Source organism: Streptomyces sp. NPDC046716 (assembly GCF_040645755.1).
Classification (GTDB): Bacteria; Actinomycetota; Actinomycetes; order Streptomycetales; family Streptomycetaceae; genus Streptomyces.
Genome location: NZ_JBEYYU010000028.1, coordinates 19,232 through 33,979 on the forward strand (window position 1 = coordinate 19,232; position 14,748 = coordinate 33,979).

Genomic DNA, 14,748 nt, shown 5'->3' on the forward strand with positions numbered 1-14,748 from the left:
CTGAGGAGACTAGTGCTGTGAGCGGGATCAAGACGACCGGCGAGAAGAAGCTCATGCTCTTCTCCGGCCGCGCCCACCCCGAGCTTGCCGAGGAGGTCGCGCACCAGCTCGGTGTCGGGATCGTTCCGACCAAGGCTTTCGACTTCGCCAACGGCGAGATCTACGTCCGCTACCAGGAGTCCGCTCGTGGCGCCGACTGCTTCCTGATCCAGAGCCACACGGCTCCGATCAACAAGTGGATCATGGAGCAGCTCATCATGATCGACGCGCTGAAGCGCGCGTCGGCCCGCTCCATCACCGTCATCGTGCCGTTCTACGGTTACGCGCGGCAGGACAAGAAGCACCGCGGACGTGAACCGATCTCGGCGCGTCTGATCGCGGACCTGCTGAAGACGGCGGGTGCGCACCGGATCCTCACGATCGACCTGCACACGGACCAGATCCAGGGCTTCTTCGACGGCCCGGTGGACCACCTGTTCGCGCTGCCGATCCTGGCGGACTACGTGGGCGCGAAGGTCGACCGCGACAAGCTGACCGTCGTCTCCCCCGACGCCGGCCGCGTGCGCGTCGCCGACCGCTGGTGCGACCGTCTCGGCGCCCCGCTGGCGATCGTCCACAAGCGCCGTGACAAGGACGTCGCGAACCAGGTGACCGTGCACGAGGTCGTCGGTGACGTGAAGGGCCGCGTCTGTGTCCTGGTCGACGACATGATCGACACCGGCGGCACGATCTGCGCGGCCGCGGACGCCCTGTTCGCGCACGGCGCCGAGGACGTCATCGTGACGGCGACGCACGGTGTGCTGTCCGGTCCCGCCGCGGACCGCCTCAAGAACTCGAAGGTGAGCGAGTTCGTCTTCACGAACACGCTGCCGACGCCGAACGAGCTGGAGCTCGACAAGATCACGGTCCTGTCGATCGCCCCGACGATCGCCTCCGCGGTGCGCGAGGTCTTCGAGGACGGCTCGGTCACCAGCCTCTTCGAGGGCGAGGCCTGATCCTCGTAGGGATCTCGAAGTAGAAGATCCATTTGGGTGCGGCCTCCTTCGCCGGGTAATCTGTCCAGGTTGCTCGGCGAGGGAGGCCGCACTTCTGTTCTCAGAGGTCGCGGCGGTCCGTTATCGACGCGCTCTTCGTAGCAGGCCGTTCGTGGCCGGGTGACCTTTCCCCCGAGAGATCTACGAGGAGTTGAGAGCACATGTCCGAGGTCAAGCTCGCCGCCGAGACCCGTTCCGAGTTCGGCAAGGGCGCCGCCCGCCGCATCCGCCGTGAGAACAAGGTTCCCGCGGTCGTCTACGGCCACGGTGGCGACACCCTCCACATCACGCTGCCGGGCCACGAGCTGCAGCTCGCCCTGCGCACCCCGAACGTGCTGCTGTCCCTGGACATCGACGGCACGAACGAGCTGGCGATCCCGAAGGCCGTGCAGCGCGACCCGCTGAAGGGCTTCCTGGAGCACGTCGACCTGCTCCTCGTGAAGCGCGGCGAGAAGGTCACCGTCGAGCTCCCCATCGTCGCCGAGGGCGAGCTGGCCCCGGGCGCCAACCTGCTCGAGTACGTGCTGAACACGCTGGCCGTCGAGACCGAGGCCACGCACATCCCCGAGTCGGTCACGATCTCCATCGCGGGCCTGGACGCCGGTGACGCCGTGCACGCCAAGGACGTCAAGCTGCCCTCCGGCACGACGCTCGCCGTCGACGAGGACGCCATCGTCCTCCAGGTCCTGGCCGCGCAGGCCGAGGAGGCCCCGGCCGAGAGCGACGAGGCCGCCGCGGAGGCCTGAGCCGTCTAGCTTTTTCGACGCTCCGTACGGGGTGGTGGGCCCGGCCCGCCACCCCGTTCGGCTCTCCACCACCGACAGCCCCACCGACAGCGCGACACCGGAAGAAGGCTCATGTCCGACGACAACGCCCCCTGGCTCATCGCCGGGCTGGGCAACCCCGGTCCCGAGTACGCGATGAACCGGCACAACGTCGGTTTCATGGTGGCCGACCTGCTCGCCCGGCGGATGGGCGCCAAGTTCAAGCGGGCGACGAAGGGACAGGCGCAGGTCGTGGAGGGGCGGATCGGTCCGCCCGGGCCCGCCAATCGCCGGGTGATCCTCGCCAAGCCGATGTCGTACATGAACGTCTCCGGCGGTCCGGTGACGGCGCTGCGCGACTTCTACAAGGTGCCGACGGACCGCATCGTGGCCGTCCACGACGAGCTGGACATCGACTACGGGGTGCTGCGCCTCAAGCTGGGCGGCGGCGACAACGGCCACAACGGGCTGAAGTCGATGACCAAGGCGATGGGCCCCGACTACCACCGGGTGCGGTTCGGGATCGGCCGGCCGCCGGGCCGGATGCAGGTCGCCGACTTCGTGCTGAAGGACTTCTCCTCGGCGGAGCGCAAGGAGCTGGACTACTTCGTGGACCGGGCGGCCGACGCGGTCGAGGCGCTGGTCACGGAAGGGCTCGAGCGGGCCCAGTCCTCGTACAACAGTTGACCGTTGACGGGTTCATGGCCAAGGATCCCGGCCATGGCTTCAGCGGTGTCGGTCTCGCGGCAGGTCGTGTCGGCGGCTCTTGCCCTGCTTCTGCTGGTCGCGGGGTTCTGGGCGTCCTGGGGGACGGCTCAGCACGTGATCTTCCAGACGGGGCGGGAGCACGGTCACATGGGTCTGGCCCGGTGTGACGGCGGTACGTGCACGGGATCCTTCGTGCCCGCGGCCGAGGGCCCCGTACGGACTCCGACGGTGACGATCAGCCGCTCGGTCGGTGAGAAGAAGGGCGTCCGGCTGCCCGTCGTGATCAAGCCGGACACGGCGCAGGCCGTGCGGGTCGGCCCGGCCGGGTTCTTCAAGGCGTGGATCCCGCTGGGCGGGGCGCTGCTGCTGGCCTCGGTGGTGATCGCGGGCGGGATGCGCCACCGGCGCCTCGCGTGGATCACGGGAGGCGCCGGGGCGGTACTGCTGTCGGCGGCCTGGGCCACCCTGAGTCTCTAGGTCAGCCGGTGTTGCGCAGACCGGCCGCCACACCGTTGACGGTGAGCAGCAGGGCGCGGGCCAGCGTCGGGTCCGGCTCGTGGCCCGCCGCGGCGTCCTCGCGCTGCCGCTTGAGCAGGGCGACCTGGAGGTACGAGATCGGGTCGAGGTAGGCGTCGCGGATGGCGAACGTCTGCTTCAGCACGGGCTGCGTGTCGAGGAGTTCGGCGCCGCCGGTGATCCGCAGGACCTCGGCCACGGTGAGCGCGTGCTCGGTCTCGATGGCGTCGAAGACGTGCTTCAGGTTGTCCGGGACGAGCGTGTCGACGTAGTGCCGGGCGATGCGCAGGTCCGTCTTCGCGAGCGTCATCTCGACGTTGGAGATGAAGTTGCGGAAGAAGTGCCACTGCCCGTGCATCTCGTCGAGGACCATGTCCAGGCCGGCCTCGCGCAGCGCCTTCAGCCCGGAGCCGACGCCGAACCAGCCGGGCACGATCTGCCGCGACTGGGTCCAGCCGAACACCCACGGGATGGCCCGCAGGCCGTCGAGCGAGACGCCCGAGCCGGGACGGCGGGACGGCCGGGAGCCCAGGTGCAGGTCGGCGAGCTGGTCGACCGGCGTGGAGGCGACGAAGTACGTCGGCAGGTCCGGGTCCTCGACCAGCTTGCGGTACGCGGCGTGCGCGGCGTCCGAGACGACGTCCATGGCCGCGTCCCAGCGGGCCAGGGCCTCGTCGGACTGGCGCGGCGCGGTGTGCAGCGCGGAGGCCTGGAGGGTGGCGGCGACGGTCAGTTCGAGGTTCTCGCGGGCCAGCGACGGCACCAGGTACTTGTCGGAGATGACCTCGCCCTGCTCGGTGACCTTGATGGAGCCTTCCAGGGTGCCCCAGGGCTGGGCGAGGATCGCGTCGTGCGAGGGGCCGCCGCCGCGGCCGACGGTGCCGCCGCGGCCGTGGAAGAGGCGCAGGCGGACGCCGTAGCGGTGGGCGACGTCGCGCAGCCGGCGCTGGGCGCGGTGGATCTCCCACTGCGAGGTGGTGATGCCGCCGAACTTGGAGGAGTCGGAGTAGCCGAGCATGACCTCCTGCACGTCCCCGTTGAGCGCGACCAGGCGCCGGTAGGACGGGTCGGAGAGCATGTCCTCCAGGATCGTGTCGGCGGCCTTCAGCTCGTCGGTGGTCTCCAGGAGCGGCACGATGCCGATCTTGGCCCAGCCGGCGTGCAGGTCGATCAGACCGGCCTCGCGGGCCAGCACGGCGGCGGCGAACACGTCGTCGGCGCCCTGGCACATCGAGATGATGTACGACTCGATGACCTCGGGGCCGAAGACCTCGAGGGCCTTCTTGACCGTGTGGAAGACGCCGAGGGTCTTCTCGCCGGCGGCGTCCAGCGGGGCCGGGGTCGGCGCCAGCGGGCGGCGCGAGCGCAGCTCCTTGGCGAGCAGCTTGCCGCGGTAGTCGCGGGGCATGTCCGCGTAGCGCCAGGACTCCTCGCCGAGCCGGTCGAAGAGCTGGCCGAGGGCGTGGTGGTGGGCGTCGGCGTGCTCGCGGACGTCCATCGTGGCGAGCTGGAGGCCGAACGCGGCCAGGGTCCGGATCGTGCGGTTCATCCGGCCCTCGGCGAACAGGCCGCCGCGGTGCTCCCGCAGGGAGGTCTGGATGAGGGTGAGGTCGTGCAGCAGCTCGGCAGTGCCCAGGTAGTCGCGGCCGTCGACGTGCGGGGTGTTCTTGGCGAGCCGGTCCTTGGTGTTCTCCAGCTTCTGCCGGATCGCGGTGGCCTTGAGCCGGTAGGGCTCCTCGGCGTTCAGCCGCTTGTAGCGGGGGCTGATCTCCGGCAGCCGCTCCAGGTCGGACTGGAGCGAGGTCAGCAGCTCCTCGGTCGCGCCCGTGTAGCGGATGGAGTTGGAGAGGAAGCCGCGCAGCTCGTCGATCATGTCGAGCGCGTCGTTGATGCCGTGCTCGTGCTGGAGGATCAGGACGTCCCAGGTGACCTGCGGGGTCACGTTCGGGTTGCCGTCGCGGTCGCCGCCGATCCAGGTGCCGAAGGTGAGCGGGCGGCTGTCCTCGGGGAGCTTGAAGCCGACCCGCTCCAGCTCGGCGGTGAGGTCCTCCAGGACGTCGCCGACCGCGCCGGCGTGCAGCTCGTCGAGGTAGTAGATCGCGTTGCGCGACTCGTCGGTGACCTCGGGACGCACCACGCGCAGCTCGTCGGTCTGCCACACCAGGTCGATGTTCTCGGCGAGGCGGGTGTCGTAGCGGCGGCGGTCGGTCTCCAGGACCGGCGTCTCCAGCAGCTCGGCGATCCGGCGGAGCTTGTTGAGGACGCTGCGCCGGGCGGCTTCCGTCGGGTGGGCGGTGAAGACCGGGCGGACGTTCAGGTTCTGCACGGTGGCGCGCAGGTGGTCCGGGTCGGCGTCCTTGAGCCGGTCCGCGGTCCGGGCGAGCAGTCCGCCCTCCGCGGCGCGCATGGCGCGCAGCTCACGGCCACGGTGCACCTGCTCCGTTACGTTGGCCAGGTGGAAGTACGTGGAGAAGGCGCGGACCAGCTTGGCCGCGGTCTCCAGTTCGGTCCCGCGCAGCAGCTCGGCGGCGGCCTCGCCGTCCTCTCGGGTCAGTCGGCGGACCTTTTCGACGAGATCGAGGAGCTCGGGCCCCTCCTGGCGGACGAGCGTCTCGCCCAGCAGATCTCCGAGGCGGCGGATGTCGGCGCGCAGCTCGGCACTGGTGCTCGTCGCAGTCGTCTGATCGTCGGCACTGCTCACAGGTGCGGCTCCTTGCAGTGGTGAAGCACGTCTGGAGGGAAGGATCCCCTGAACCGGGTACTAGTCCGGGGTGGAGATTCGAAGCGGACCGCGCTGTCCGACCGTTCCCCAGGATATGTGCCCGTGCTCTTGGCGCGGGCCGGGGCCTCTTGCCGCCGGTCAGAGCGCTGCCATACTGACGGCGCCGTAGGTTACGGAACCGTAGGTATGACGGTGACGCGCTGTCGGCGGTCTCAGTGGCTCCCGCGGATCCCGAGGGATCCCGGAGGATCTCCTGACCCGTCCGGCACCTTCTCAATCCTTGATTTATCTCACCCCTCGACGATTCATCTCACCCCTCGACCCTCAGGGACGCCCCCATGGCCACAAGCCCCGATGTGATCGACGACGCCCCCCGTCAGACGTCCGCCGATGCCGACGCCGCGCTGCCGTCGGCGACGCTGGGCGGTGAGCAGAAGCGCTCGCTGGAGCAGATCACGCTGCTCCTGTTCATCACCGTGCCGTTCCTGGCCCTGGTCGCGGCGGTGCCGCTGGCCTGGGGCTGGGGTGTCAGCTGGCTGGACCTGGGCCTGCTGGTGCTCTTCTACTACATCGGCTGCCACGGCATCACGATCGGCTTCCACCGGTACTTCACGCACGGTTCCTTCAAGGCGAAGCGCCCGCTGCGGATCGCGCTGGCGGTCATGGGGTCGCTCGCGGTGGAGGGCCCGCTGGTCCGCTGGGTCGCCGACCACCGCAAGCACCACAAGTTCTCCGACGCGGAGGGCGACCCGCACTCGCCGTGGCGGTTCGGGGAGACGGTTCCGGCCCTGATGAAGGGCCTGTGGTGGGCGCACATCGGCTGGATGTTCGACGAGGAGCAGACGCCGCAGGAGAAGTACGCGCCCGACCTGGTCAAGGACCCGGCGATCCGGGCGATCTCGCGCCAGTTCATCATGTGGACGCTCGTCTCCCTGTTCCTGCCGCCGCTGATCGGCGGTCTGGTGACGATGTCGTGGTGGGGCGCGTTCACGGCGTTCTTCTGGGGCTCGCTCGTGCGGGTGGCGCTGCTGCACCACGTGACCTGGTCGATCAACTCGATCTGCCACGCGGTCGGCAAGCGCCCCTTCAAGTCCCGCGACCGCTCCGGCAACGTGTGGTGGCTGGCCGTGCTGTCCTGCGGCGAGTCCTGGCACAACCTGCACCACGCCGACCCCACCTCGGCGCGGCACGGCGTGATGCGCGGCCAGGTCGACTCCTCGGCCCGGCTGATCCGCTGGTTCGAGCAGGCGGGCTGGGCGTACGACGTGCGCTGGCCGTCGAAGGACCGCATCGCGGCACGGCGCGTGCCCGAAACCACGGCCGCCGACGCCGCGTGACCCCGGCACGGCATGATGGGTGACGTGGCGACCGACTCAAGCACCCCGAGCACTGACAGGCCCGAGAAGCCACGGCGTGCGCGCCGTACGCGGATGACGGGGGCGGAGCGACGGCAGCAGTTGCTGGAGATCGGCCGCACCGTCTTCGCCGCGAAGGGGTTCGAGGGCACATCGGTGGAGGAGATCGCGGCCAAGGCCGGGGTCTCCAAGCCGGTGGTGTACGAGCACTTCGGGGGCAAGGAGGGCCTGTACGCGGTCGTCGTGGACCGTGAGATGCGCCAGCTCCTCGACATGGTGACCGGCTCCCTGACGGCGGGCCATCCGCGCGAGCTGTGCGAGCAGGCGGCGTTCGCCCTCCTCGACTACATCGAGGAGTACACGGACGGTTTCCGCATCCTGGTCCGCGACTCCCCCATCCCGCAGTCCACCGGTTCCTTCGCCTCCCTCATCTCCGACATCGCCACACAGGTGGAGGACATCCTGGGCCGCGAGTTCAAGGCCCGGGGGTTCGACCCGAAGCTGGCGCCGATGTACGCGCAGGCGCTGGTCGGCATGGTGGCGCTGACCGGCCAGTGGTGGCTGGACGCCCGCAAGCCGAAGAAGGCCGAGGTCGCCGCCCACCTGGTCAATCTGGCCTGGCACGGCCTGGACGGCCTGGAGCCGAGGCCCCGCCTGATAGGGCACCGGAAGAGCTAGGCGTCCGTGAGGGGCTCCAGGAACTCAAGGCGGTTGCCGACGGGGTCGGTGCTGTAGAACCGCCGGTGGCCGGGGAGGTCGTCGTCCCAGGTCACCTCGGCGCCCCGCGCGGAGAGCCGGCCCGCGAACGCCTCGATGTCCCGCACCCGCAGCCCGGGGTGCGCCTTGCGGGCCGGGCGGAAGTCACGCTCGACGCCCACGTGGAGCTGGACGCCCCCGGCGGCGAACCAGCACCCGCCGCGGGCGGCGAGCACCGGCGGCTTGGGGATCTCGGTCATCCCGAGGACATCGGCGTAGAAGGCCCGCAGCAGCGCCTCGCTGCCCTCGGGCGCGGCGAGCTGCACATGGTCGAGCGCGGTGATCACGCGGGCTTCACCGCGACCACGAAGATCCGGCGGAACGGCAGGACGGTGCCGTACAAGGTCGCCGGGTAGGCCTCCCGCAGCAGGTCCCGGTAGGCGGTGACGAACGCGTCCCGTGCCGCGGGGTCGTCGGCGAGCGCGGTGAGCACCGGCCGTAGTCCGGTCCCCTTCACCCAGTCCAGAACCGGGTCCTCGCCCTCCAGCAGATGCAGATACGTGGTCTCCCAGGCGTCCACGGCGCAGCCGAGCCCGGCGAGCCGCTCCAGGTACACGGCGGGGTCGAGCACCGCGTCGGCGTGCCGGAGCACGGCGCCGAGCCGGTCCTTCCAGCGCGCGGACCCGGCGAGCTCGCGCATCAGGGTGTGGCTGGGCGCCTCGAAGTTGCCGGGGACCTGGAAGGCGAGGGTGCCGCCGGGGGCGAGCGCGGCCAGCCAGCGCGGGAAGGCGTCGAGGTGGCCGGGGACCCATTGCAGGGTGGCGTTCGAGGCGATCAGGTCGTACGTCTCCGTGGGCGCCCAGTGCGCGGCGTCGGCGTGCGCGAAGTCGAGGCGGCCGCCGCCCGCGGTGGGGCCTGCGTGCTCCTCGGCGCGGGCGAGCATGTCCGGGGAGTTGTCGTAGCCCGTGATGTGCGCGTCGGGCCAGCGGGCGGCGAGCAGGGTGGTGACGTTGCCGGGGCCGCAGCCGAGGTCGGCGATGCGGGGCGGGGTGCGGGGCGGCTCCGGGACCCGGGCGAGGAGGTCCGCGAAGGGGCGGCCCCGGTGGTCCGCGTGGCGGAGGTATTGCTGCGGGTCCCAGGTGGGTGAGCTCGTCGTCATGTCCTTCAGGCTCCCTCCCGAAGTATCTCGATGTCAAGAGACTCGACTTCAAGAGACTTCATGTCGACACACCCTCTACACTGATCGCCATGGAGGACGAGGTCGACCGATTGGTCGCAGCGTGGCGCCGCGAGCGCCCCGACCTCGACGTGGAGCCCCTGGAGGTGCTCAGTCGGGTCAGCAGGCTTGCGCGCCATCTCGACCGGGCTCGCCGGCTGGCGTTCGCCGAGCATCAGCTGGAGCCGTGGGAGTTCGACGTCCTGACCTCGCTGCGGCGGGCCGGGGCTCCGTACCAGCTCTCTCCCGGGCAGTTGCTCACGCAGACGCTGGTCACGTCGGGCACGATGACCAATCGCATCGACCGGCTCACGAAGAAGGGGCTCGTCGAGCGGCTGCCCGATCCCAGTGACCGTCGGGGCGTCCTGGTCCGGCTCACCGCCGAGGGGCAGGACCGGGCCGATCAGGCGCTCGCGGGGCTGCTCGACCAGGAGCGCGCCATCCTCGCCGAGCTCTCCCGAGGGGACCGGGCCGAACTGGCATCGCTGCTCCGGCAGTTGACGGCGCCGTTCGACAACATCCCGGGGTAGTTCGTCGGGTACCGGCCGGTGGGGGCTGGTCGCGCAGTTCCCCGCGCCCCTGGGCAGTTCCCCACGCGCGGCCCGGTGGCCGCTTCTCGCGCAGTTCCCCGCGCCCCTGTCGGGTCGACCTTCACCCGCGGCTCGGCGGCCGCTTCTCGCGCAGTTCCCCGCGCCCCTGAAACGAGCTTCGCTCGCTCAGGGGAGGCTGCGCGTCAGCGCATGCCTCAGGGGCGCGGGGAACTGCGCGACCGGCCACGGCGGACCGGCACTCGCGCGCGTCGGGCGACCCGGCAGATCAGCTGGCGGCCTCCAGGTCCACAGGTCCGACCCCGGCCCTGCGCGCGAGCGCCACCGCTGCGAGGGTCGAGTGCACCCCCAGCTTCCCCAGCACGTTCTGCATATGGGTCCGGACGGTGTGCGGCGACAGGAACAGCCGCTCGGCGACGGCCTTGCGGCCGAGCCCGGCGACCATGCACCGCAGAACCTCCCGCTCCCGGGGCGTGAGCGACTCCACCAGCCGCTCCGACTCGGTGCGGTGCTTACGGGCCGCGGTCAGCTCCCGCAGCACCCCGGTCAGCAGCGCCGGAGGCAGATGCGTCTCGTCGCGCAGCACCCCCCGTATGACATTGAGCAGCCGCGACAGGGAACAGTCCTTGGCGACCCACCCGGACGCCCCGGCCTGCAGCGCGAGCGCGGCCCGGCGCGGATCGTCCCGCTCGGCGAGCACCACCGTCCGCACGGCCGGCTGCCCCGAACGGACGCCGGCGACGAGGGAGATGCCGTCCACGAGACCGTCCTGCGCCCCGCCCTCGGGCACCACGGTCGGCGGGCGCATGCCCTGCAAGGACGCGGCGCCCAGGTCCGCGTCGACGAGCAGCACATCGAATCTGCGCCCCTCGGCGGCCGCCCGCTCCAAGGAGCGCAGCGCGGCCGGACCGCTGCCCGCGGCCGACACGTCGACGTCCGGCTCGGCGGCGAGCGCCGCGGCGAGGGACTCGGCGAAAATGCGATGGTCGTCGACGACCAGAACCCGAATACGTACCACTGAAACCCCCACTGGTCGGGAGGATGACCAACGCAGGTACGGCGCCCGGAGCTTCAGGTCACCGCAGCCGCACGGCCGCCGCCGTGCATGAACCGCTACCCCCACTCCGGGCGTCGTACCCGGCTGTCTCGCCCCCTGATCAACACCGGCCCCCACCGGTGCTGTCCATCAGACTAGGGCTGCGGGCCCCAAGGGGAAGCCAATTCGCAGAACTGGTTCCCAGTTGACCGACCAGCGACTGTCCAGCGCGTTTATCGTGGGACGCATGTTTCGCTTTGAGACAGAAGTCGACAAAGAGCGCGGTCTTCTGCTCCGCTCGCTCCTGAGGGACACCAACACGACGGCATCACCCGCGATCCGCGCCCTGCGCGGCACCCCTGACGAGCGCGAACTGCCGTTGCAGGTATGGGCGTTCGATCCGGCCGACGGCTCGCTCGCCGGCGGGCTCGACGCCCATGTCTGGGCGACCTGGCTGCACGTCGACCTGCTGTGGGTCGCGGACCGTCACCGCGGCGCGGGCCTCGGCTCCCGCCTGCTGACCGAGGCCGAAAACATCGCGACCGACCAGCACGGATGCGCCAACTCCCGCCTGGAGACCTGGGACTTCCAGGCCCCCGGCTTCTACCGCCAGCACGGCTACGAGGTGGTGTCGGTGATCCCGGACTATCCCCCGGGGGTAAAAGAATTCACTCTGACGAAGCGACTCGGCTGAGGACAAGCGCCCCGCAGGGGCGCGGGGAACTGCGCGACCAGCCACGACGATGAGACGATCGCGCACTCCCCAGGACCCCTACGGCGAAGGCGAAACCCTCAGCCCAGTCGCCGAGCCCCCGCAGAGGGCACCGCAGGAAACACCCGGGGAGCCGTGAACCCGGCCTCCTCGAAGGCGTCCATCACCGACTTGGTGACGGCCTCGACATCACCGGTCTCGACCAGCACCACGGCGGACCCCCCGAACCCACCCCCGGTCATCCGCGCCCCCACCGCGCCGGAGGCGACAGCGGTGGCGACGACCAGGTCCAGCTCCGGGCACGAGATCCGCAGATCGTCGCGGAGCGAGACGTGTCCCTCGTTCAGGACGGGCCCGATCCCGCGCACGTCCCCGGCGTCGAGCAGCTCGATGACCCGCTCCACCCGGTGGTCGTCGCTGACGATGTGCCGGACGTAGCGGACGACCTTCTCGTCGACCCCGGCGCGCTCCAGCGTGCCGATGGCCTCGTCGAGTCCGGCGAACGGCACGTCGCGCAGGTGCGAGACGTCGAGCACCCGGGCACCCTCCTCGCAGCCGGCCCGCCGCTCCGCGTACGCCCCGTCGCCCAGCTCGTGCTTGACGCGGGTGTCGACGACGAGGAGCTGCAGCCCCTCGTCGGCCAGGTCGAACGGGACCTGGCGGATCGACAGGTCACGGCAGTCGAGGTGCAGCGCGTGCCCCTCGTTCGCGCACGCCGACGCCATCTGGTCCATGACGCCGCACGGCACGCCGACGAACACGTTCTCGGCGCGCTGCGCGAGGACGGCCAGCTCCTGCGTGGTGAGGCCGAAGCCGAACAGGTCGTTGAGCGCGTACGCCGTCACGACCTCCAGGGCCGCCGAGGAGGACAGGCCCGCCCCGGTCGGCACGGTGGAGGCGAGGTGCAGGTCGGCGCCGGTGACCGTGTGCCCGGCCTCGCGCAGCGCCCACACGACACCCGCCGGGTACGCGGCCCAGCCGCCCTGCCCGTACTTGCTGAGCGGGGTCAGCTCGTCGACGCGCAGTTCGGCGACGGGGGCGTCGATGTCGGCCGAGTGCAGCCGCAGCACGCCGTCGTCCCGCTTGGCCACGGCCGCCACGGCGGTGTGCGGCAGGGCGAGGGGCAGCACGAAGCCCTCGTTGAAGTCGGTGTACTCACCGATGAGGTTCACGCGGCCCGGGGCCGCCCACACCCCGGCGGGCTCGTACCCGTACAGATCACTGAACTGCGCGGCGATGGACATGGCTCGGGGCCCCCTACTTCTCCTGCTGGCGCGCCTGGGCGAACTCCCAGGCGTCGGCGACGATTCCCGCGAGATCCGCGCGGGACGGGTTCCAGCCGAGGCGCTCGCGCGCGGTGGCCGCGGAGGCGACCAGGACCGCCGGGTCGCCGCCGCGGCGCGGGGCGATGGTCTCGGGGATCGGGTGGCCGGTGACCCGGCGGACGGTCTCGATCACTTCGCGGACCGAGAAGCCGTTGCCGTTGCCGAGGTTGCAGATGAGGTGCTCGGACGGGCGGGCCGCCTCGACGGCGAGCAGGTGGGCCTCGGCGAGGTCCGCGACGTGGATGTAGTCGCGCACGCAGGTGCCGTCGGGGGTGGGGTAGTCGTCGCCGTAGACCGAGATGGCCTCGCGGCGGCCCTGGGCGACCTGGAGGACGAGCGGGATGAGGTGCGACTCGGGGTCGTGCCGCTCGCCGCAGTCGCCGTACGCGCCCGCGACGTTGAAGTAGCGCAGGGAGACGGCCGCGAGTCCGTGGGCCGTCGCCTCGCCGCTGATCATGTGGTCGACGGCCAGCTTGGAGGCGCCGTAGGGGGAGGTGGGCGCCGTCGGGTCGGTCTCGGTGATCGGGGTGCTGACCGGCTCGCCGTAGGTGGCGGCGGTGGAGGAGAAGACGAGCTTCTTCACGCCGGCCGTGCGCATCGCGGCGAGCAGGGCCATGGTGCCGCCGACGTTGTTGTCCCAGTACTTCTCGGGCTTCACGACGGACTCGCCGACCTGCGAGAAGGCGGCGAAGTGCAGCACGGCGTCGAAGGAGGCGTCGAGCCACTTGGCGGCGTCGCGGATGTCGCCCTCGACGAAGGTCGCCCCGGCGGGGACGCCCTCGCGGAAGCCGGTGGAGAGGTTGTCGAGGACGGTGACCTCGTGGCCCGCCTCCAGCAGGTGCTGCGCGACGACGCTGCCGACGTATCCGGCGCCGCCCGTGACCATGTACTTCCGAGAATCGGCCTTGCCCATTACTTGCTCGCTACCTCTCGCAGTCGCTCGGCCGCGGTCTCCGGCGGCACGTCGTTGATGAACACGCTCATACCGGACTCGGAGCCCGCGAGGAACTTCAGCTTGCCGGAAGTGCGGCGGATGGTGAAAAGCTCCAGGTGCAGCGCGAAGTCGTCACGGGTGACGCCCTCGAACTCGTCCAGCGGGCCGAACGGAGCCTGGTGCCAGGCGGCGATGTACGGCGTCACCGGCTGGTCCTCCCCGAAGATCCGGTCGAAGCGCCTCAACAGTTCCAGATAAATCTTGGGGAACTCTGTGCGGGCGGCCTCGTCCAGCGCGAGCAGGTCCGGGACCTGGCGCTTGGGGTAGAGGTGGACCTCGTACGGCCAGTGGGCGGCGTAGGGCACGAAGGCCACCCAGTGCTCGCCCTCCAGGACGATCCGGCTGCCGTCCTCGATCTCCTTCTCGACGACGTCGGCGAACAGGTTCCGCCCGCCGGTCTGCTCCTTGTGCTGGGCCGCCGAGCGGAGCATCAGCGCGGTGCGCGGAGTGGTGAAGGGGTACCCGTAGATCTGGCCGTGCGGGTGGCCGAGGGTGACGCCGATCTCGGCGCCGCGGTTCTCGAAACAGAAGACCTGTTCGACGGAGTCGAGGTGGGACAGCTCCGCCGTGCGGTCGGTCCACGCCTCCAGGACGAGCCCGGCCTGCTCCTCGGTGAGGTCGGCGAACGACTTGTCGTGGTCGGAGGTGAAGCAGACCACCTCGCAGCGGCCGGCGTCGCCGGCGAGCGAGGGGAACCGGTTCTCGAAGACGACGACGTCGTAGGAGGAGTCGGGGATCTCGGAGAGCCGCTCGCCCTCCGAGGGGCACAGCGGGCACTCGTCGGCCGGCGGGTGATAGGTGCGGCCCTGCCGGTGCGAGGCGACGGCGATCGCGTCGCCGAGCAGCGGGTCGCGGCGGATCTCGGAGGTGGTGACCGTGGGGTCGAGGGGGCGCCGGTCCACGGCGTCCCGCACGACGTCGTCCCGCGAGTCGTAATAGATCAGTTCACGACCGTCGGCGAGCCGGGTCGACGTCTTCTTCACGTCCGATGCTCCTCATCGCACCAACAAACAAACAGAACCAAACACAACAAAGCATAAGGCAACACGGGCGTCAAGGCATGCAACGCGATCAAGCGGGAACCCGCAGGATCCAGCACGATCCGGAGGCCTCGATCACAAT

At 70.6% G+C, this 14,748-nt stretch carries 15 protein-coding genes; 8 read left to right on the forward strand and 7 right to left on the reverse strand.

Features of this window, described 5'->3' with window-relative positions; genetic code table 11:
- Positions 1-17 precede the first annotated feature (17 nt).
- The 4 genes from ABZ930_RS21485 to ABZ930_RS21500 all read left to right on the forward strand — a co-directional run bounded on the left by ABZ930_RS21485 (position 18) and on the right by ABZ930_RS21500 (position 2,983).
- Entirely contained in the window at positions 18-995 is a 978-nt protein-coding gene (locus tag ABZ930_RS21485; RefSeq protein WP_361550015.1) for a ribose-phosphate diphosphokinase, read from the forward strand.
- A 200-nt stretch (positions 996-1,195) separates the two neighbouring features.
- The gene (locus ABZ930_RS21490) at positions 1,196-1,780 is read left to right on the forward strand and encodes a 50S ribosomal protein L25/general stress protein Ctc (RefSeq protein WP_361550017.1); all 585 of its coding nucleotides are present in this window, start codon (positions 1,196-1,198) and stop codon (positions 1,778-1,780) included.
- 111 nt (positions 1,781-1,891) lie between these two features.
- Positions 1,892-2,485 carry an aminoacyl-tRNA hydrolase gene (gene pth, locus ABZ930_RS21495; RefSeq protein WP_361550019.1) on the forward strand — a complete coding sequence of 198 codons (594 nt, stop codon included), beginning with the start codon at positions 1,892-1,894 and terminating at the stop codon, positions 2,483-2,485.
- A gap of 33 nt (positions 2,486-2,518) precedes the next feature.
- Complete coding sequence (locus ABZ930_RS21500; RefSeq protein WP_361550021.1) at positions 2,519-2,983, forward strand: hypothetical protein; 465 nt, start codon at positions 2,519-2,521, stop codon at positions 2,981-2,983.
- Position 2,984: 1 nt separating this feature from the next.
- Here ABZ930_RS21500 and ppc read toward each other — a convergent pair whose 3' ends face one another.
- Positions 2,985-5,723, reverse strand: a complete 2,739-nt coding sequence (gene ppc / locus ABZ930_RS21505) for a phosphoenolpyruvate carboxylase (RefSeq protein ID WP_361550023.1) — start codon at positions 5,721-5,723, stop codon at positions 2,985-2,987.
- A gap of 359 nt (positions 5,724-6,082) precedes the next feature.
- Here ppc and ABZ930_RS21510 point away from each other — a divergent pair, with 359 nt between their 5' ends.
- The gene (locus ABZ930_RS21510) at positions 6,083-7,081 is read left to right on the forward strand and encodes a fatty acid desaturase (RefSeq protein WP_361550025.1); all 999 of its coding nucleotides are present in this window, start codon (positions 6,083-6,085) and stop codon (positions 7,079-7,081) included.
- A 12-nt stretch (positions 7,082-7,093) separates the two neighbouring features.
- Positions 7,094-7,777, forward strand: a complete 684-nt coding sequence (locus ABZ930_RS21515; RefSeq protein ID WP_361550027.1) for a TetR/AcrR family transcriptional regulator — start codon at positions 7,094-7,096, stop codon at positions 7,775-7,777.
- On the opposite strand, the gene ABZ930_RS21520 is transcribed toward ABZ930_RS21515, so the two are convergent.
- Both ABZ930_RS21520 and ABZ930_RS21525 read right to left on the reverse strand, forming a co-directional pair.
- Positions 7,774-8,142, reverse strand: coding sequence for a VOC family protein (locus ABZ930_RS21520; protein WP_361550029.1), 369 nt, complete (start codon positions 8,140-8,142; stop codon positions 7,774-7,776). The genes ABZ930_RS21515 and ABZ930_RS21520 overlap by 4 nt on opposite strands.
- Complete coding sequence (locus tag ABZ930_RS21525; RefSeq protein ID WP_361550031.1) at positions 8,139-8,954, reverse strand: trans-aconitate 2-methyltransferase; 816 nt, start codon at positions 8,952-8,954, stop codon at positions 8,139-8,141. Before ABZ930_RS21525 ends, ABZ930_RS21520 begins: the two co-directional genes overlap by 4 nt.
- A gap of 89 nt (positions 8,955-9,043) precedes the next feature.
- Here ABZ930_RS21525 and ABZ930_RS21530 point away from each other — a divergent pair, with 89 nt between their 5' ends.
- Positions 9,044-9,541, forward strand: coding sequence for a MarR family transcriptional regulator (locus ABZ930_RS21530; protein WP_361550033.1), 498 nt, complete (start codon positions 9,044-9,046; stop codon positions 9,539-9,541).
- A 286-nt stretch (positions 9,542-9,827) separates the two neighbouring features.
- Here ABZ930_RS21530 and ABZ930_RS21535 read toward each other — a convergent pair whose 3' ends face one another.
- Positions 9,828-10,577, reverse strand: a complete 750-nt coding sequence (locus ABZ930_RS21535; RefSeq protein WP_111665963.1) for a response regulator transcription factor — start codon at positions 10,575-10,577, stop codon at positions 9,828-9,830.
- A 265-nt stretch (positions 10,578-10,842) separates the two neighbouring features.
- Here ABZ930_RS21535 and ABZ930_RS21540 point away from each other — a divergent pair, with 265 nt between their 5' ends.
- Positions 10,843-11,289, forward strand: a complete 447-nt coding sequence (locus ABZ930_RS21540) for an N-acetyltransferase (protein WP_361550035.1) — start codon at positions 10,843-10,845, stop codon at positions 11,287-11,289.
- 98 nt (positions 11,290-11,387) lie between these two features.
- Here the strand turns inward: ABZ930_RS21540 and galK are convergent, their stop codons facing one another.
- Genes galK through galT form a run of 3 tightly spaced genes read right to left on the reverse strand, consistent with a single transcriptional unit; the run spans position 11,388 to position 14,609 of the window.
- A complete protein-coding gene (galK, locus tag ABZ930_RS21545; protein ID WP_361550037.1) occupies positions 11,388-12,551 on the reverse strand; it encodes a galactokinase in 1,164 nt (387 codons plus the stop codon).
- Between the two features lie 13 nt (positions 12,552-12,564).
- Entirely contained in the window at positions 12,565-13,545 is a 981-nt protein-coding gene (gene galE / locus ABZ930_RS21550; protein WP_361550039.1) for a UDP-glucose 4-epimerase GalE, read from the reverse strand.
- Positions 13,545-14,609 carry a galactose-1-phosphate uridylyltransferase gene (gene galT / locus ABZ930_RS21555; RefSeq protein ID WP_361550041.1) on the reverse strand — a complete coding sequence of 355 codons (1,065 nt, stop codon included), beginning with the start codon at positions 14,607-14,609 and terminating at the stop codon, positions 13,545-13,547. Before galT ends, galE begins: the two co-directional genes overlap by 1 nt.
- Positions 14,610-14,748: the final 139 nt, after the last annotated feature.